Source organism: Bradyrhizobium sp. JR4.1 (assembly GCF_040548605.1).
In the GTDB taxonomy this organism is placed as follows: Bacteria; Pseudomonadota; Alphaproteobacteria; order Rhizobiales; family Xanthobacteraceae; genus Bradyrhizobium; species Bradyrhizobium canariense.
Genome location: NZ_JBEPRY010000001.1, coordinates 1030195 through 1048775, shown reverse-complemented (window position 1 = coordinate 1048775; position 18581 = coordinate 1030195). Strand labels below are relative to the sequence as shown.

The following is an 18581-nucleotide window of genomic DNA, read 5'->3' as shown; positions in this document are numbered from 1 at the left end:
AAAGAAAAAGATTGCCATTCCGCACCGCTGGCGCAGAAATATCGACCACAAGAAACAACAAAAGGGAGGTCGTCATGCGTTTGGAAGGCGGATGCTATTGCGGCGAAGTGCGCTATGTCGCCGAGGGCGACCCAATGATGCAGGCGCAGTGTCATTGCCGCGAGTGCCAGTACATCTCGGGCGGCGCGCCCAACACCTTCATCGCGATGCCGGCGGCCGGCTTCAGCTACATCGCCGGGCAGCCCAAGCAGTTCACCCGCAAGGACCTCGAGCGCGCCGTCACGCGCGAATTCTGCGCCGAATGCGGCACCCATCTGGTGACCAAGGTTCCGGGACTGCCGGCTGCGATCCTGAAGGTCGGCACGCTGGACGAGCCTGCGCAGTTCCATCCGCAGATGGCGATCTACACCTGCGACAAGCAGGACTTCCACGCGATCCCCGCGGGCATGGCGACATTCGAGAAGCTGCCGGCGCACTAGAGCCGCGATGACGGCGCGCTCCCTCCCTCGCATGCGGGGGAGGGCTGGGGAGAGGGTGCCTCAACATCGGGACAGTCCCTGTTTGGAGAGAACCCTCACCCACGCCTCCGGCGCGACCTCTCCCGCAAGCGGGAGCGGTAAGAACCGCCGCAGCCATCCCGTTGTTATCCGGCCTTATTTTTCCTGCTCTGGACGGAGCCGGCGACCGATGGTTAATCGCGTCTTAACCTCGCCCTATCTATGGTGAACTGAACCGCTTCCCGTCGGCGCCTTGCTGCGACCGGCTGTTCCAAGAGTGCTGGCGTCCAGAATGGCTATGACCGCTTCATCCCGTGCGCCGCAGGACAGTGGAAGCTCCGATAGCGAACGCTCTCCCTTCGTCCGGCTGAACGAGCTGCTGGCACCCCATCAGCCCGGCAAGCCGTTGATTTCGCTTGCCGTCGGCGAGCCGCAGCATCCCGTGCCCGACTTCGTCGGCCCGGTACTGGCCAAGCACATCGCCGATTTCGGCCGTTACCCCGCGAACAAGGGCACCGACCCGTTCCGCAAGGCTGCGGGCGCCTGGCTGTCGTCGCGTTTCAGGCTGCCGCGCGCGCTCGATCCCGAGAGCGAGATTCTCGTCCTCAATGGAAGCCGCGAGGGGCTGTTCCTCGCCGCGATCGCGGCGGCGCGCTATGTCGGCCCACGTCCCGGCAAGCCCGCGATCCTGATGCCGAACCCGTTCTATCCGGTCTATGGCGCCGGCGCCCGCGCCGCGGCTTGCGAACCGGTCTACCTGCCGACCACGGCCGAGAACGGCTTCCTGCCCGATCTCGACGCCATCGACGAGGCGACGCTGGCGCGCACGGTGGCGTTCTATCTGGCTTCGCCCGCCAACCCGCAGGGCTCGGTCGCCTCGCGCGATTATTTCACGCGCCTGAAGCAGCTCGCCGACCGCTACGGCTTCGTGATCCTCAGCGACGAGTGCTATTCGGAGATCTACACCCGCGAAGCGCCCGGCAGCGCGCTCGAATGCGCCGGCCCTGATTTCACCCGCGTGGTCGCGTTCCAGTCGCTGTCGAAGCGCTCCAACCTGCCGGGCCTGCGCGTCGGCTTCGCCGCCGGCGACAAAAAACTCATCGGCATGTTCCTCGAGCTGCGCAATATCGCGGCGCCGCAGGTGCCGGTACCGCTCCAGCATGTCGCGACCGTCGCTTACGGCGACGAGGCGCATGTCGAGGAGAACCGCAGGCTGTACCGGATCAAGTTCGATCTCGCCGACCAGATCATCGGCAATCGCTACGGCTATCGCCGGCCCGACGCCGGCTTCTGCGTCTGGCTCAACACGTCCGAAATCGGCGACGACGTGTCTGTGTGCCTGAAACTCTTCAAGGAAGCAGGCGTGCGCGTGGTGCCCGGCAGCTATCTGGCGCGGCTCCAGCCCGACGGCTTCAATCCCGGCGCAGGCTACATTCGCCTTGCGCTGGTGCAGGATGGCGAGACTACGGCGCAGGCGCTGCACCGCCTGGTCGAGACTCTGGGTTAGGCGGGGCCCGTGAGCATGTCGACAATCGAACGTGTCATTCCCTTGGTCGGCCATCTGCCGCCCTCGATCCGCGAGGGGTTGGCGCGGCGCGTGCGCGAGCTCAGCGGTCTCGGCCTGATCGCATTGTCGGGCGTCGCCTCGGCGGCGCTGATGACCTGGTCAGTGCAGGATCCCAGCCTCAGCCACGCAACGTCGCGGCCGATCCGCAACATTCTCGGCTATGCCGGCGCAATCGGCGCTGACCTTGCGATGCAGATCCTCGGGCTCGGCGCGATCATGCTGGTCCTGACGATCGCGGTCTGGGGGTGGCGCATGCTGACCCATCGCCCGTTCGACCGCGAGGCGCTGCGGCTCGGCTCCTGGATTCTCTGCACGGTGATCGCGGCGGGCTTCGTCAGCTGCTGGCCGCATGGCGGCGCCTGGCCGCTGCCGACAGGCCTCGGCGGCGTGGTCGGCGATGCCTTGGTTCGCGCGCCCGCGGTGATCTTCGGACCGCCGGGCATGATCTATCGCATCGTGCTCGGCACGATCCTGTTCGCGGCGATGGCGGCGACCTTCCTGATCGCCTGCGGCCTCGGCGCACGCGAGCATGACGACGAACTCGCGGACATCGAGGACGACGACAAGCCGCTCGAACAGGACGAGGACAGCGATCGCGGTTCGGTGTCGCTGGGCTGGCTGTTCCATGCCTTGATGAGCACGAAGGCGCGACTGACCTGGTTGCTTGGTGCGGCCTACCGCTCGCTGGTCTCGAGCGGACCGAAGACCAAGGCCGTTGCATTCAGCCGCCAGGAGCCGAAGCTCGGTGGCGGCCGCACCGCGCCGTCGATCTCGCCCCAATCCGAAGACGAGCACGACGAGGACGAACACGAGGACGACGAGGAGGAGGAAGAGGAGGAGGAGCCGGCCGCGCGCGCCCCGCGTAAGAAGGCTGCGCCCAAGGCCGCTTCCAAGAAATCCTCCGACAAGTTCGAGCTTCCGTCCGTGTCGGTGCTGGCCGCGCCGAAGGCCGGCGATCGTCAGCCGCTCAGCAAGGCCGAGCTGGAAGCCAATTCGCGCGCGCTCGAAGGCGTGCTGCAGGATTTCGGCGTTCGCGGCGAGATCGTGAAGGCCCATCCGGGTCCCGTGGTCACGCTGTACGAGCTGGAGCCGGCGCCGGGCATCAAATCGTCGCGCGTGATCGGATTGTCCGACGACATCGCGCGTTCGATGAGCGCGCTGTCGGCGCGCGTCGCCGTCGTGCCCGGCCGCAACGCCATCGGCATCGAGCTGCCGAACGCCCATCGCGAAAAGGTCTATCTGCGCGAGCTGCTGGTCGCCAAGGAGACCGTCGATTCGGTTGCGAAGCTGCCGCTCTGCCTCGGCAAGACCATCGGCGGCGATCCCGTCATCATCGACCTCGCACGCACGCCGCACATGCTGATCGCCGGTACCACCGGCTCCGGCAAATCGGTCGCCATCAACACCATGATCCTCAGCCTGGTCTACCGGCTGCGCCCGGACCAGTGCCGCCTGATCATGGTCGATCCGAAGATGCTCGAACTCTCCGTCTATGACGGCATTCCCCATCTGCTCACGCCCGTCGTGACCGACCCGAAGAAGGCGGTGGTCGCGCTGAAATGGGCCGTGCGCGAGATGGAAGAGCGCTACAAGAACATGGCCAAGCTCGGTGTGCGCAACATCGACGGTTACAACACGCGCTTGCTCGAATTGAAGGCCAAGGGCGAAGAGCCAACGCGCACGGTGCACACCGGCTTCGACAAGGAAACCGGCAAGGCGATCTACGAGGAAGAGAAGCTCTCGCTCGACCCGCTGCCCTACATCGTCATCATCGTCGACGAAATGGCCGACCTGATGATGGTTGCCGGCAAGGACATCGAAGGCGCGGTGCAGCGTCTGGCGCAGATGGCGCGCGCAGCCGGCCTGCACGTGATCCTCGCCACGCAGCGTCCATCGGTCGATGTCATCACCGGCACCATCAAGGCGAACTTCCCGACCCGCATCGCCTTCCAGGTCACGTCCAAGATCGACAGCCGCACGATTCTCGGCGAGATGGGCGCCGAGCAGCTGCTCGGCCAGGGCGACATGCTCTACATGGCCGGCGGCGGTCGCATCAGCCGCGTGCACGGACCGTTCGCGTCGGACGACGAAGTCGAGAAGGTGGTGCGCCACCTCAAGACGCAGGGACAGCCGGAATATCTCGAAGCCGTCACGGCCGAAGAACCCAGCGAGGACGAGGACGGCGCGGTGTTCGACGCCTCCGCCATGGGCGCGGATGGCGGCGGCGATTTGTTCTCGCAGGCCGTTGCGATCGTCAAACGCGACCGCAAGGCCTCGACCAGCTACATCCAGCGCCGCCTGCAGATCGGCTATAACCGCGCCGCATCGCTGATGGAGCGCATGGAACTGGAGGGCATCGTCGGACCCGCCAACCACGCCGGCAAACGCGAGATTCTGGTCGAGGAAGAAGACAGCCATATGTGAGGCGAGCCGCCTCGGACCACCATTTCACGCAAAAACGTTATCTGCTTTTGGCCGAAATCACGCTAAAAGGGCGCCCAGCCACACAGGACGACGCGTTGATCAGACATCCGGACATTCGATTCGCTGCCATCGTCGCCGCGCGAAGCGCGCGCATGGCCGGCGTGATTCTCGTCACCGCCGCGATGGTGAGTGCGGCGTCGTTCGCGCAGACCGTTCCCGTGCCGAAGCCTGCACCGAAGGGCCGCGATGGCAGTCCGGCCGGTGGAGGACCCACGGTCACCGGCGCGACCCAGACGCCGCCGAATCCGGTGATTCCGGATCCGCGCCGCAACGTGCCGAGCAGCATCTTCCAGACCTTCGATGCCAACCAGAAGGCCCAGGCGGCCAAGGTCAGCGCCTATCTCTCATCATTGTCGACGCTAGTCGGAAATTTCGTCCAGGTCGGCCCCGACGGCAGCAAGACGCAAGGCGACTTCTACATCCAGAAGCCGGGCAAGGTGCGCTTCGAATATGACGCGCCGAGCCCGATCGACATCGTCGCCGACGGATCGTCGCTGGTGGTGCGCGACCGCAAGCTCGCGACGCAGGACGTTTATCCGCTGTCGCAGACGCCGCTGCGTTTCCTGCTGTCCGACCGCATCGACCTGATGAAGGACACCAACGTCGTCAACGTCTCGGCCGACGACGTCTTCGTCAGCGTCACCATCGAGGAGAAGCAGGCGCTGGTCGGCACCAGCCGCCTCTTGCTGATGTTCGGCGCCAAGGACGGTCAGTTGAAGCAGTGGACCGTCACCGACCCGCAAGGCTACGACACCACGATCGCGGTCTATAATCTGGATACGAGCAAGAAGCTCGATCCCGGCATGTTCAAGATCGATTTTACCAATTACGGCCCGTCGCCGGGCTAGGTGCCGTAGGGTGGGTTAGCCGAAGGCGTAACCCACCATCTCGGTCCGCAAATTTGGAAGCATGGTGGGTTACGCTGAGCTAACCCACCCTACGATTCCGCTGCTGTGGACAAGCATTTTCCTCGCGCAAATCCATGCTAAGACGCATCCCTCATGCGTTTTTCCCTGACAACCTGGAACATCAATTCGGTGCGGCTACGCATCGATCTGGTCGCAAAATTTCTCAAGAGCTCGCGGCCGGACGTGCTGTGTCTCCAGGAGACCAAGTGCATCGACGACGCCTTTCCACTGAAGCGCTTCAAGCGGCTCGGCTACGAGCATGTCGCGCTGAACGGGCAGAAGGGTTATCACGGCGTCGCCATCGTCTCGAAGATTCCGTTCGAGTCGAAGGACATCCGCACCTTCTGCGACAAGGTTGATTCACGCCATATCTCAGTATCGTTCGGTGAGAAGGCCGGGATCGCGAAGCCCCTGGTGGTGCATAATTTCTACGTGCCGGCCGGCGGCGACATTCCCGATCCCGCGCTGAACGAGAAGTTCGATCACAAGCTCCGCTTCCTCGACGAGATGAAAGCGTGCGAGCCGTTGCATCCGCGCGGCGAGGATCGCCACATCCTGGTCGGCGATCTCAACGTCGCTCCGCATGAGAACGACGTCTGGTCGCACAAGCAGCTTCTGAAGGTGGTGTCGCACACGCCCATCGAAACCGAGAAGCTGCAAGCCGCGCTCGCCGCCGGCGAATGGGTCGACGTCGCGCGCGACCGCATTCCGATGTCGGAAAAGGTCTACACCTGGTGGAGCTACCGCTCCGCCGATTGGACCCTCGGCGACCGCGGCCGCAGGCTCGACCACATCTGGGTCTCGCGCGCGCTGAAAGACGCGGTCGGCGATTTCAAGATTTTACGCGACGCGCGGAGCTGGGAGCGTCCGTCGGACCATGTGCCCGTGACGGTGACGCTCGAGGTGTGATCTTGTAGCCCGGATGGAGCGTAGCGAAATCCGGGGCAGCTTTTCCGGAGGCACGAATCCCGGATTGCGCTTCGCTCCATCCGGGCTACGGCACTGCTAGCTGGTCAGCTTCGCACCCGCCATCAATATATCGCTGGCGATCTGGCTGGAGCGCACCGCGAATTCATCGCGAAGGCGGACGGCCGCGGCGGGGTCGCTTTCGAGCACACGCTGAAACAGGCTGCGCGCGACGCGGATGACGGAGGCGTGCTCGATCGCGATCGCGCTCGACGGCCGCTTCATCGGCACGATCAGCGCGAGCTCGCCGATCAGCGCACCGGGACTTGCGATCATCTCCGCGCCGGCGCCGTCGTCGACCCGGAAGGCGCCGCGCTGGACCACGAAGCCGGCATCGGCATCGTCGCCGAGATTGAACAAGACGTCGCCGCGGACGAAGTCACGCTGCTCGGAGCCGATCGCCAGCATGCGCAACGAAGTGTCTCCCAACAGGCGCAGTGTCGGGACACGCTCGAGAAGCGCTACATCGTCGTCGATTGACATTCAGGTCCGGGGCTCAAGGGCATGCAATCTAAAACGATTCGCACGCCCCAGAAGCGTATCACGGCACCAGCTTGTAGCCACCGGCTTCCGTGACCAGGATCTCCGGGTTCGCGGCGTCCTTCTCGATCTTCTGGCGAAGGCGGTAGATGTGGGTTTCCAGCGTGTGGGTGGTGACGCCGGAATTGTAGCCCCAGACCTCCTGGAGCAGGGTCTCGCGGGAGACCGGCATCTGACCGGCCCGGTAGAGGAAGCGGAGGATCGCGGTTTCCTTCTCCGTCAGCCGGACCTTGCGCGCGTTGGCGGCGGTCAGCATCTTGGAGCCGGGCCGGAAAGAGTAGGGGCCGACCGAGAACACCGCGTCCTCGCTGGCTTCGTGCTGCCGGAGCTGGGCGCGGATGCGCGCCAGCAGCACGGCGAAGCGGAAGGGTTTTGCGACATAGTCGTTGGCGCCGGATTCCAGCCCCAAAATCGTGTCGGAATCGGTGTCATGCCCGGTGAGCATGATGATCGGAGCCTTGAACCCGCCCTTGCGTAATGAACGCACCACTTCGCGGCCATCGGTGTCAGGCAGGCCAACATCCATCAGGACGAGATCAGGGGCATTGGCCTTCGCGGCGCTCGCGCCCTTGGCGCCGGTATCGACCGCGGAGGCTTCAAATTCTTCGTGCAGCGACAATTGCTCCACCAACGTATCGCGCAGATCGGTATCGTCATCCACGATCAGGATCTTGCGGGCATTGGCCATAGGGGGTCATCCTTTTGGGGTCCGGCGCGGCGCGCATCCATGCTGCACCCAACCGAGAGGGAAGTTTAGGGGTCGCCGTTATTATTATTGTTCGTGTTGAAGTAGTGGGCTGTTACCGATTCACAAGCCAGAACCACTCTAACCCAGAATAGCAGGCCGTTTTGATGAATGTCCTGTAATGAATTCGACATCGCACGTTCACATGAAAAATAAAGCTGCTTCAGCTAGTTACACCATGAACCGAAGCGCCGGGCCGCTGTCGGCGATCCGCGTTAAGCCTGCCGCCGGGAATCCGCGCCGGGGCTGGCTGACCGCCGGAGCGCTGACGATTCCGGTGGCGCTCGGACGCGGCGGCATTCTGGCGAACAAGCGCGAGGGCGATGGCGGCACCCCGAGGGGCAGCTTCCGTCCCAGACGATTGTGGTGGCGGGGCGACCGGCACAGCCGCCCGCAGACCTTCCTGCCGGCCCGGATCATCACCGGCGAGGACGCCTGGTGCGAGGATCCCAAGGACCGTCACTACAATCAGGGGATCCGCCTCGGCGAGGGGCAGGGCGGCGACCGGCTCAAGCGGGCCGACCATCTCTATGACTTCATCATCGAAATCGACCACAATACGAGGCCTCGGATCGCCGGCCGGGGCAGCGCGGTGTTTTTGCATCTGGCCCGCGACAATTTCGGCCCGACCGCAGGCTGCGTCTCGATGACCGAAGCGGCGATGCGACAATTGCTGCGGCGGCTGGGACCAAAAACAAAAATCATCATCGGGTGAGGACACATGCTCGACAGGGATCAGATCGCCGCCGCTTCGCAGGTCCTGATCAAACATTGGCGCGACGGCACCAAGCTTGACGCGCTGGAGCCACCGTTGCGGCCTCAGAACCGCACCGAGGGTTACGCCATACAGGCCGCACTCAGCGGGACTTTGTTCGGCTGGAAGATCGCGGCGACAAGCGAGTCCGGACAGAAGCACATCAACGTCGCGGGACCGCTGGCCGGTCGGATCATGAGCGACACCGTGATCGCCGATGGCGGCACAGTCTCGATGAAGGGCAACGCGATGCGCGTCGGCGAACCTGAGTTCGCTTTCCGCATGGCGCGCGATCTGCCGCCGCGCGCGGCGCCGTATACTGTCGACGAGGTGCTCGCCGCCGTGGACAGCTTGCATCCCGCGATCGAGATTCCCGATTCGCGCTTTGCCGATTTCGCCAGCGCCGGCGAGGCGCAGCTGATCGCCGACAATGCCTGTGCGCATCTGTTCGTGCTGGGCGCGGCGACGAATGCGAACTGGCGTGCCATGGATCTCGTCGAGCAGCGGCCGCAGATCACGCTGCGTGGCCAGCGCTATCTCGGCCACGGCAAGAACGTGCTCGGCGATCCCCGCATTGCCCTGGTCTGGCTGGCCAACGAGCTGCGTGGCCTCGGCATCACCTTGCGGGCAGGAGAGGTGGTGACCACGGGCACGTGCCATCCGCCGCTGCCGATCCAGGCCGGCGATCAGTTTGTCGCGGACTTTGGCGCGCTGGGAAAGGTGGCGGTGGGGTTTGAATAGGCTCTTCCCCACTGTCGTCCCGGCGAAAGCCAGGACCCATACCGCGTGATCTACGCAAAGGGCAGAGCGGTCGTTGCCGCGGTGTTCGTCAAACAGACTATCGCGGTAATGGGTCCTGGCTTTCGCCAGGACGACCAAAAACAAATTCGCTTATGATCACCGGTGCCCGAAGATCGCACTGCCCACGCGCACATGCGTGGCGCCGAGCATGATCGCGGTCGCATAATCCGCGCTCATGCCCATCGAGAGCTTCTTCAATCCATTGCGCGCGGCGATCTTGGCGGTCAGCGCGAAATGCGCCGCCGGCGGCTCGTCCACCGGCGGGATGCACATCAACCCCGAGATTGTCAGCCCGTAGGTGTCGCGGCAGCTCGCGATGAAAGCATCGGCCTCGCCAGGGGCGATGCCGGCCTTCTGCGGCTCCTCACCGATATTGATCTGGACGAACAATTCCGGGTGCTTGTCCTGGGATTCGATTTCCTTGGCTAACGCCTGGCAAATGCTCGGGCGGTCGACCGAATGGATGGCATCGAACAGCGCGACCGCCTCTTTCGCCTTGTTGGATTGCAGCGGGCCGATCAGATGCAGCGCGATATCGGGGTAAACAGAAGTTAACGCGGGCCATTTGCTTTTGGCCTCCTGCACGCGATTTTCACCGAATACGCGCTGTCCGGCGTCGATGACCGGGGTAATTGCATCCGCGGCGAAAGTTTTCGACACCGCAATCAGCGTCACGGAGGCACGTTCGCGCCGCGCATCCCTGCAGGCGCGCGCGATTTCGGCTTCGACCGCGGCGAGCGCGTTTGGTGAATGGCCGGTTAGCGGCGCGGCGTTGGCTTCAGTCATGATGTCGCATCGGAGCTGTTGTTGCGGAGCTAGTTCTAATTTTACCGAGTTCAAGAAAGAGTTTTTGAACCCTTTGCTTTACCTTAGCCGCGGGGTGGGCAGCGAAGATGGCAAACGTCAGTTTCAACCGCAAACGAGCGAAACTCAAGCAGGTTCTCGGAATCCGGGCGCGGCTTGCGTTGCTCGCGGTAATTCTGGTGACGCCTTTGATGTTCGAGCGCATCCGTTCGCTCGAAGACACGCGCACGCGGCAGATCGCGCAGGCCACGGCCGAATTCACCACCGTTGCAAGACACAGCGCCGACGCGCAGCGCGAGGTGATATCGTCGGTCGAGACCATCCTGAAATCGGAAGCTTTCATCCGCGCCTCCGTCGGCGGCATCAGCAAGAGCTGTGACGTGCTGCGCGCGAGCCTGCCGTCGAATCTTCCCTGGATCCGCACGCTTCTGATCGCCGGCCAGGACGGGCGCATCCAGTGCGCCACCAACAACATGTATGTCGGCCTCGACCTCGGTGACCGGCCGTACTTCCAGCAGGCGCAGGAAACCGGCCGCTTCGTGCTGAGCGACTTCATCCTGTCGCGCCCGGTGCCGACACCGACCGTCATGGCGGTCTACCCGGTGTCCGCCTTCAGCGGCGTAGCGGATGCCGTCGTGCTCGCCACCGTCAACCTCGACTGGATGTCGAAGGTCATGAGCAATCTGGGTGGCCGCGCCGGCATCACGGCCGTGCTGGTCGACAGCGCGGGCACCGTGCTGGCGGCACCGGCCGACCAGCATAGTGCGATCGGACGTCCGCTCGACAACATGCCACTGATGTCCGCGATCGCCGACAAGGCGCTGAGGTCTGACCAGGACGAAGGTTCACTCTCCTTCCTCGCCGCGGACGGCTCCCGCCGCGCGGTCAGCTATATCCGCATCGCCGGAACCAATGCCCGCCTGATCGCCAGCATCGACGAGGACAAGGTGTCCGCGGCCGTGAGCCGCGATATCCGCACCGCCTATCTCCAGCTCGCTTTCGTCGTCGTGTTCGTGCTGCTCGGCGCGCTGATCGCAGCCGAGAAACTGGTGATCAAGCCGATCAGGATGCTCGCCGACATGGCCAAGCGTCTGGGCGAGGGCGATCTGTCGGCGCGCGCCGCGCGCAATCGCCTGCCATCCGAGTTCGTGCCGCTGGCCCGTGCGTTCAACGCGATGGCCGCGCAGCTCAGCCAGCGCGAACGCGAGCTGATGGCGAGCAACGACCGGCTCACGGTGATGGCCTCGATCGACATGTTGTCGGGGCTCGCCAACCGCCGCGGCTTCCAGAGCCGCCTCGACTTCGAATGGATGCGCGCGCAGCAATATGGCAGCGACCTCGCGCTGTTGATGATCGACGTCGATCATTTCAAGCTGTTCAACGACACCTACGGCCATCTCGAAGGCGATTCCTGCCTGACCAGGCTCGGCGAGTCGCTGTCCGGCATCGCCGCCGACACGATGGGCTTCGCGGCCCGCTACGGCGGTGAGGAATTCTGCCTGTTGCTGCCGAACACCGACATCGCGCGCGCCGTCGAAATCGGCGAACAGGCGCGCGCGGCCGTGCTGAAGCTGTGCCTGCCGCACATCACCTCCGACCACATGATCGTCACCGTCTCGATCGGCGTTGCCGCGACGAAGCCCAACGAGAGCTTGCGTCCGGGCGATTTGATCGAAGCCGCCGACGCCGCGCTCTACGCCGCCAAGCACCGCGGTCGCAACAACGTCGTCGAACACGGCATCATGGTGATCGACAACGGCGCGGCGGAAATGATGATGGCGGGTTAAGGGCTAACCCGCAGCCCCGGTGGCATCGAGCTCGCGCTCGGTGACCACGCGATTGCGGCCGTTGTTCTTGGCGAGATAGAGCGCGCGATCGCAGCGCTCGATGAGATCTGTGATCGGTCGAGATCGTCGAAGCTGGTGTCCATCGCAAGTCTTCGGGTCCTGGCCACCACCAACCTGGCATCGACCTCTTAATCACACCCCAATGGCGGCCGCACTATTTGCCCGGGACGGTCGCGAAGGTTCCCAAATTGCGGCAACCCATTGACCCCTTGAGGACTTCTATGGCCTAGTCCGCCGTCTTTAGCTGGCCCAGATCCACGAAAACCCAACGATTCCATGACCTCCGAACGCTACAACGCCCGCGACGCCGAACCGCGCTGGCAAGCCGCCTGGGACCAACAGGCGATCTTCGTCTCCAGAAACGACGATCCGCGGCCGAAATATTATGTGCTTGAGATGTTCCCCTACCCGTCGGGGCGCATCCATATCGGCCATGTCCGCAATTACACGCTCGGCGACGTGCTGGCCCGCTTCATGCGCGCCAAGGGTTTCAACGTGCTGCACCCGATGGGCTGGGACGCTTTCGGCCTGCCGGCCGAGAACGCCGCGATCGAGCGCAAGGTCGCGCCGAAGGCCTGGACCTACGACAACATCGCCGCGATGAAGAAGCAGCTCCGCTCGATCGGGCTGTCGCTGGACTGGAGCCGCGAGATCGCGACCTGCGATCCCAGCTACTACAAGCACCAGCAGAAGTTGTTTCTGGACTTCCTGCGCGAAGGCCTCGCCGAGCGCGAAAAGCGCAAGGTGAACTGGGACCCCGTCGACATGACCGTGCTCGCCAACGAGCAGGTGATCGACGGCAAAGGCTGGCGTTCGGGCGCCGTCGTCGAACAACGGGAAATGAACCAGTGGGTCTTCAAGATCACGAAGTACTCGCAGGAGCTGCTGTCGGCACTGGATACGCTGGACCGCTGGCCCGACAAGGTGCGGCTGATGCAGCGCAACTGGATCGGCCGGTCCGAGGGGCTGCTGATCCGCTTCGCGCTCGACGCGGCGACGACTCCGGCCGGCGAGAGCGAGCTGAAGATTTTCACGACGCGCCCGGACACGCTGTTCGGCGCGAAGTTCATGGCGATCTCGGCCGATCATCCGCTGGCGCAGGCAGCCGCGGCCAAAAATCCTGAGCTCGCCGAGTTCATCGGTGAGATCAAGCGGATGGGCACAGCGCAGGAGATCATCGATACCGCCGAGAAGCAGGGTTTTGACACCGGCATCCGCGCGGTCCATCCGTTCGATCCGAGCTGGAAGCTGCCGGTCTATGTCGCGAACTTCGTGCTGATGGAATACGGCACCGGCGCCATTTTCGGCTGCCCCGCCCACGACCAGCGCGACCTCGACTTCGTCAACAAGTACGCTCTCGGCAATACGCCGGTGGTGTGCCCCGAGGGCCAGGATCCGAAATCGTTCGTCATCACCGATACCGCCTATGACGGTGACGGCCGCATGATCAATTCGCGCTTCCTCGACGGCATGACCATCGATCAGGCCAAGGACGAGGTGGCGAAGCGTCTCGAGAGCGAGCTGCGCGGCAACGCTCCGGTCGGCGAGCGTCAGGTCAATTTCCGCCTGCGCGACTGGGGCATTTCGCGCCAGCGCTATTGGGGCTGCCCGATTCCTGTCATCCACTGTCCGAAGTGCGACGTGGTGCCGGTGCCGGATGCCGACCTCCCCGTGGTGCTGCCGGAGGATGTGAGCTTCGACAAGCCAGGCAACGCGCTCGATCATCACCCGACCTGGAAGCACGTGACCTGTCCGCAATGCGGCGGCAAGGCGCAGCGCGAAACCGACACCATGGACACCTTCGTAGATTCGTCCTGGTACTTTGCGCGCTTCACCGATCCCTGGAACGAGAACGCGCCGACGACGCCAGAGGTCGCCAACCGGATGCTGCCGGTCGACCAGTATATCGGCGGCGTCGAGCACGCGATCCTGCATCTGCTCTACAGCCGCTTCTTCACGCGCGCGATGAAAGCGACCGGGCACATCGCACTGGACGAGCCGTTCGCCGGCATGTTCACGCAGGGCATGGTGGTGCACGAGACCTACCAGAAGGCCGACGGCACCTACGTCCAGCCGGTCGAGGTGAAGGTCGAGACCGGCGCCAACGGCCGCCGCGCCACGCTGCTGACGTCAGGCGAAGACATCCAGATCGGTCCGATCGAAAAGATGTCGAAGTCTAAGAAGAACACGGTCGATCCCGACGACATCATCGAGACCTATGGCGCCGACGTCGCCCGCTGGTTCATGCTGTCGGACTCCCCGCCCGAGCGCGACGTGATCTGGAGCGATGAGCGCGTCCAGGGCGCCTCGCGCTTCGTGCAGCGGCTGTGGCGGCTGGTGAACGACTCGATCGAACCCGGCAAGGCCGCGCCGGCCGCCCGGCCCGCCGGCTTCGGCCCGGACGCCACCGCCTTGCGCAAGGCCGCCCATGGTGCGCTGGACAAGGTCACCACCGGGATCGAACGGCTGCACTTCAACGTCTGCCTCGCCCATATTCGCGAATTCACCAATGCGTTCGCGGAGGTCTTGCAGCGTCCCGGCCAGCCGGCTCCAGATTTGGCTTGGGCGATCCGGGAGGCGAGCCAGATCCTGGTCCAGCTGTTCTCCCCGATGATGCCGCATCTGGCCGAGGAATGTTGGCAGGCTCTCGGCCACAGCGGGCTGGTTTCCGAGGCCAATTGGCCCCAAATCGAACGTGATTTGCTGGTTGAAGACAGTGTGACCCTGGTGGTTCAGGTCAACGGCAAGAAGCGCGGCGAGGTCACAGTTGCAACAGCGGCCGAGAATCCGGAAATCGAGGCTGCCGTTTTGGCCCTCGATGCGGTAAAACTGGCCCTGGATGGCAAGCCCGTCCGCAAGGTGATTATCGTCCCCAAGAGGATCGTGAATGTTGTCGGCTAGGATCCGCATCGCAGCCCGCTTGCTGGCGGTCGCCGCACTGGCGGCCATGACGGCCGGCTGCTTCCACCCGATGTATGCCGAGCACACCGACGGTACGCCCGGCCTGCGCGAGAAGCTGATGGGGGTCGATCTGCCCCCGATCTCCAAAGCCAATGCCTCGCGCGAGGCCCGCGTCGGCGTCGAGGTCCGCAACGCGCTGGCCTTCAGGCTCTATGGCACCGCCACCGGCATGCCGCCGACCCACCGCCTGGAGATCCGCTTCTCAAGCAGCAAGTCGTCGCTGATCGTCGATCCCAATACCGGCCTGCCGAGCAGCGAAAACTACGGCCTCGACGCCCAGTACAATCTGATCGAGGTCGTCAGCGGCAAGTCGGTAATGACCGGCACCACGTTCTCCCGCGTGTCCTACGACATGCCCGGCTCCTATCAGCGTTTCAGCCGCAACCGCGCAATACGTGATGCCGAGGATCGTGCCGCCAACGAGATCGCCGAGAACATCACGACTCGCCTCGCCTCGTTCTTCACCGCGGGCACTTAATTCATCCCGTCACCCCGGTTCGCCCGGAATGACGAATCCCAGGCAACATGGTCGCGCTGCGCGGAAAAGAGATTGACGCCTTTCTCGCCCGCCCCGATGCGGGCCGTTCGATCATCCTGCTCTATGGTCCAGACGCCGGCCTGGTCCGCGAACGCGCGGATGCGCTGATCGCCTCGGCTGTCGACGATCCCAACGATCCGTTCTCGCTGGTCAAGGTCGATGGCGACGAGCTCTCCGCCGAGCCGTCGCGCCTCGTCGACGAGGCCATGACGGTGCCGCTGTTCGGCGGCCGCCGCGCCATCCGCGTGCGCGCCGGCTCGCGCAGCTTTGCCAGCGCTATCGACACGCTGGCTGAGATGGGCGTGAAGGATTGCCGCATCGTGATCGAGGCCGGCGAGCTGCGCCCGGAATCGCCACTGCGCAAGGCCTGCGAACGCGCCAAGACGGCCGTCGCGATCGCCTGCTATCCCGATACCGAGCGCGACCTCGCCAAGCTGATGGAGGACGAGCTCCGCATCGCCAATTTGCGCATCGCGCAGGATGCCCGCGCGGCGCTGATGTCGTTCCTCGGCGGCGACCGCCAGGCCTCCCGCAACGAGCTGCGCAAGCTCACGCTCTATGCCCATGGCAAGGGCGAGATCACGCTGGATGACGTGATGGCTGTCGTCGCCGATGCGTCGGAGCTGAAACTCGATCCGATCGTCGATGGCGCCTTCGCCGGCCGACCCGAGATCGTCGAGAACGAGTTTGCCAAAGCCATGATCGCCGGCACCTACCCCGGCGTGATCATCTCTGCGGCGCAGCGCCAGGCGGCGTGGCTGCACAAATCGGCGCTCGCGATCGCCGACGGCACGCCCGCTTCCGCCGTGCTCGACAGCGGCTATCCGCGCCTGCATTTTTCGCGGAAGCCCGCGGTCGAAACCGCACTGCGCAATTTCAGCGTGGCGCGGCTCGCCGCCATCATCGAGCAGCTCGCGACCGCCGCGCTCGACACGCGCAAGCAATCCACCCTCGCCGCCGCCATCGCCCAGCGCACGCTGATGGCGATCGCCGCGAACGCGAAGCGGCGGAGCTGAGCACGCCGCTCTGCCCCCCGTCATTGCGAGGAGCCCTTGCAACGAAGCAATCCAGAATCTCTCCGCGGAAAGATTCTGGATTGCTGCGCTCGCGATGACGAGGACGGTGCGTGCCCCTCATCCTGAGGAGCGCGCTCTTGCGCGCGTCTCGAAGGATGCAGGCCGGGCCCTCGCCCTTCGAGACGCCGCTCCGCGGCCCCTCAGGGTGAGGGTGAGAGAGCGGAACTAGCGGCTACAGTGCGCCCTTCGCAAGCCGCCGCATCACCTCGTCGAGCTGATCGAGGTTGCGGTAATTGATCTGCACGGAGCCGCCGGGGTCGCGGTGGCTCACCGTGACCTTCAGCCCGAGCGCATCGCTGACGCGCTTTTCCAGATCGATCGTGTCGGGGTCCTTTTCCTTCGCCCCCGTGCGCGCCTTCTGCGGCTTGCGCTCCGGCACGCCCTCTTCATGCGCCAGCGCCTCGGTCTGGCGGACGTTGAGGCCTTCTTCGACGATGCGCTTGGCGGCCGCGAGCGGATCAGGCACGCCGATCAGCGCGCGGGCATGACCAGCGGTCAGATCGCCGCTCGTGATCAAGGCTTGCACCTCGGCGGGAAGCTTCGTCAGCCGCATCATGTTGGCGATGTGGCTGCGGCTCTTGCCGACGACTTTGGCGATGTCGTCCTGGCTGCGTTTGAACTCGTTGGCGAGCGCGTGATACCCGAGCGCCTCTTCCATCGGGTTGAGGTCTTCGCGCTGCACGTTCTCGACGATCGCGAACTCCAGCGCATTGCTGTCGCTGATGTCGACGGGGACGATCGGCACTTCGTGCAGGCCGGCCATTTGCGAGGCCCGCCAGCGCCGCTCGCCGGCGATAATCTCGAAGCGGTCCTGCGCACCCTTCACCGGCCGCACCACGATCGGCTGGATCACACCATGCTGCCTGATCGAATCGCTGAGCTCCCTGAGCTCGCTTTCCGAAAAGCTGCGGCGCGGATTGCGCGGATTGGGCTTGATGAACTCGATCGGCACCTTGCGTTGTGCGCGCGGCCGATCGACATGCTGAGCCTCGCCGCCGACGTCACCGATCAGACTCGCAAGACCCCGGCCCAGTCGCGAACGCGCTTCGTCGGCCATCGCCAGCTCCCTTGGATTCACGCTGCAGCACTCCAGAACTGAATATCGAATTGTAGAATCGTAGGGTGGGTTAGCGAAGCGTAACCCACCATCACTTCGTTCGAGGCACCAGACGTGGTGGGTTACGCCTTCGGCTAACCCACCCTACGGGCCGGCGGTGGATCAATGCGTCGTCCGCAGTTCGCGCTCGCGCTGGATCACTTCGGTGGCGAGCCGCAGATAAGCTTCGCTGCCGACGCATTTGAGATCGTAGACCAGCACCGGTTTGCCGTAGGACGGCGCCTCCGAGATGCGCACGTTGCGCGGGATCATGGTCTTGTAGACCTTCTCGCCCATGAACTGCCGGACGTCGGCAACGACCTGGTTCGAGAGATTGTTGCGCGAGTCGAACATGGTCAGCACGATGCCGTGGATCGACAGGTTCGGATTGAGCGTCGAGCGCACCTGCTCCACCGTCTGGAGCAATTGCGACAGACCTTCGAGCGCGAAGAACTCACACTGCAGCGGCACCAGGATTGCGTCGGAAGCCGCCATCGCGTTCACGGTGATCAAGTTGAGAGAGGGCGGACAGTCGATCAGCACGTAGGTGTAATCGGCGTCGGGCGAGACGTTGTTGTTGAGCGCGCTGATCGCGTCGCGCAGCTTGTACGCACGACCGGGCGTGGTGCCGAGCTCGAGCTCGAGGCCGGAGAGATCCATGGTCGAGGGCGCGATATGCAGCCGCGGCACTGCAGTCGATACTACCGCTTCCCGCAGGCTCGCCTCGCCCACCAGCACGTCATAGGTCGAGCAGGAGCGGTTGCGGCGATCAATGCCGAGGCCGGTCGAGGCGTTGCCCTGCGGATCGAGATCGACGATCAGGACACGCTCGCCAATCGCCGCGAGCGCCGTGCCGAGGTTGATCGCCGTGGTTGTTTTTCCCACGCCGCCCTTCTGATTCGCCAGCGCCAGGATGCGCGGATGGCCCTGCGGGACGGCGGCGGTCTGTTCTTGCTGCGGTTCGTCAATCACGCTCATCGCAAATTCCCCACTCGGC

General features: G+C 64.4%; 16 protein-coding genes and 1 pseudogene. 11 read left to right on the top strand and 6 right to left on the bottom strand.

Translation table 11 applies throughout. The features are described from left to right. Positions 1-74: 74 nt before the first annotated feature. The 5 genes from ABIB90_RS05030 (at position 75) to xth (ending at position 6365) form a co-directional block, all read left to right on the top strand. Positions 75-479 (top strand): GFA family protein, encoded by a 405-nt coding sequence (locus ABIB90_RS05030; RefSeq protein WP_007598639.1) that lies wholly within the window; start codon positions 75-77, stop codon positions 477-479. A gap of 310 nt (positions 480-789) precedes the next feature. Beyond that, the gene (locus tag ABIB90_RS05025) at positions 790-2004 is read left to right on the top strand and encodes an aminotransferase class I/II-fold pyridoxal phosphate-dependent enzyme (protein WP_354200338.1); all 1215 of its coding nucleotides are present in this window, start codon (positions 790-792) and stop codon (positions 2002-2004) included. 9 nt (positions 2005-2013) lie between these two features. Further along, complete coding sequence (locus ABIB90_RS05020; RefSeq protein WP_035993868.1) at positions 2014-4488, top strand: DNA translocase FtsK; 2475 nt, start codon at positions 2014-2016, stop codon at positions 4486-4488. Positions 4489-4640: 152 nt separating this feature from the next. Next, complete coding sequence (locus ABIB90_RS05015) at positions 4641-5396, top strand: outer membrane lipoprotein carrier protein LolA (RefSeq protein ID WP_219681963.1); 756 nt, start codon at positions 4641-4643, stop codon at positions 5394-5396. A gap of 153 nt (positions 5397-5549) precedes the next feature. Next, entirely contained in the window at positions 5550-6365 is an 816-nt protein-coding gene (gene xth / locus ABIB90_RS05010; protein WP_007598633.1) for an exodeoxyribonuclease III, read from the top strand. Positions 6366-6461: 96 nt separating this feature from the next. Here xth and ABIB90_RS05005 read toward each other — a convergent pair whose 3' ends face one another. Then, positions 6462-6905 carry a cyclic nucleotide-binding domain-containing protein gene (locus ABIB90_RS05005; RefSeq protein WP_007604089.1) on the bottom strand — a complete coding sequence of 148 codons (444 nt, stop codon included), beginning with the start codon at positions 6903-6905 and terminating at the stop codon, positions 6462-6464. Positions 6906-6963: 58 nt separating this feature from the next. Continuing rightward, positions 6964-7650: a response regulator transcription factor gene (locus ABIB90_RS05000; RefSeq protein ID WP_007598630.1), complete on the bottom strand. Its 687-nt coding sequence runs from the start codon at positions 7648-7650 to the stop codon at positions 6964-6966. Between the two features lie 235 nt (positions 7651-7885). Between ABIB90_RS05000 and ABIB90_RS04995 the strand changes: the two genes are divergently transcribed. Both ABIB90_RS04995 and ABIB90_RS04990 read left to right on the top strand, forming a co-directional pair. Continuing rightward, positions 7886-8422: a L,D-transpeptidase family protein gene (locus ABIB90_RS04995; RefSeq protein WP_354200337.1), complete on the top strand. Its 537-nt coding sequence runs from the start codon at positions 7886-7888 to the stop codon at positions 8420-8422. 6 nt (positions 8423-8428) lie between these two features. Then, complete coding sequence (locus ABIB90_RS04990; protein WP_354200336.1) at positions 8429-9202, top strand: 2-keto-4-pentenoate hydratase; 774 nt, start codon at positions 8429-8431, stop codon at positions 9200-9202. Positions 9203-9358: 156 nt separating this feature from the next. Here the strand turns inward: ABIB90_RS04990 and ABIB90_RS04985 are convergent, their stop codons facing one another. Further along, the gene (locus tag ABIB90_RS04985) at positions 9359-10048 is read right to left on the bottom strand and encodes a YggS family pyridoxal phosphate-dependent enzyme (protein ID WP_219681890.1); all 690 of its coding nucleotides are present in this window, start codon (positions 10046-10048) and stop codon (positions 9359-9361) included. A gap of 107 nt (positions 10049-10155) precedes the next feature. Here ABIB90_RS04985 and ABIB90_RS04980 point away from each other — a divergent pair, with 107 nt between their 5' ends. After that, on the top strand, positions 10156-11853 hold the full coding sequence (locus ABIB90_RS04980) for a diguanylate cyclase domain-containing protein (protein WP_007598626.1): 1698 nt from the start codon (positions 10156-10158) through the stop codon (positions 11851-11853). Positions 11854-11856: 3 nt separating this feature from the next. Here the strand turns inward: ABIB90_RS04980 and ABIB90_RS04975 are convergent. After that, a pseudogene (locus ABIB90_RS04975) lies at positions 11857-11964 on the bottom strand (GGDEF domain-containing protein); the annotation flags it as partial. 225 nt (positions 11965-12189) lie between these two features. Between ABIB90_RS04975 and leuS the strand changes: the two are divergent. Genes leuS through holA form a run of 3 tightly spaced genes read left to right on the top strand, consistent with a single transcriptional unit; the run spans position 12190 to position 16428 of the window. Then, positions 12190-14814: a leucine--tRNA ligase gene (leuS, locus tag ABIB90_RS04970; protein ID WP_219681891.1), complete on the top strand. Its 2625-nt coding sequence runs from the start codon at positions 12190-12192 to the stop codon at positions 14812-14814. Then, a complete protein-coding gene (gene lptE / locus ABIB90_RS04965) occupies positions 14801-15352 on the top strand; it encodes an LPS assembly lipoprotein LptE (RefSeq protein ID WP_354168451.1) in 552 nt (183 codons plus the stop codon). Before leuS ends, lptE begins: the two co-directional genes overlap by 14 nt. Positions 15353-15399: 47 nt before the next feature. After that, entirely contained in the window at positions 15400-16428 is a 1029-nt protein-coding gene (holA, locus tag ABIB90_RS04960; RefSeq protein ID WP_354200335.1) for a DNA polymerase III subunit delta, read from the top strand. A 232-nt stretch (positions 16429-16660) separates the two neighbouring features. Here the strand turns inward: holA and ABIB90_RS04955 are convergent, their stop codons facing one another. Continuing rightward, positions 16661-17545, bottom strand: coding sequence for a ParB/RepB/Spo0J family partition protein (locus ABIB90_RS04955; RefSeq protein ID WP_354200334.1), 885 nt, complete (start codon positions 17543-17545; stop codon positions 16661-16663). A 162-nt stretch (positions 17546-17707) separates the two neighbouring features. Continuing rightward, positions 17708-18562 (bottom strand): ParA family protein, encoded by an 855-nt coding sequence (locus ABIB90_RS04950; protein ID WP_007598621.1) that lies wholly within the window; start codon positions 18560-18562, stop codon positions 17708-17710. Between the last annotated feature and the right edge of the window lie 19 nt (positions 18563-18581).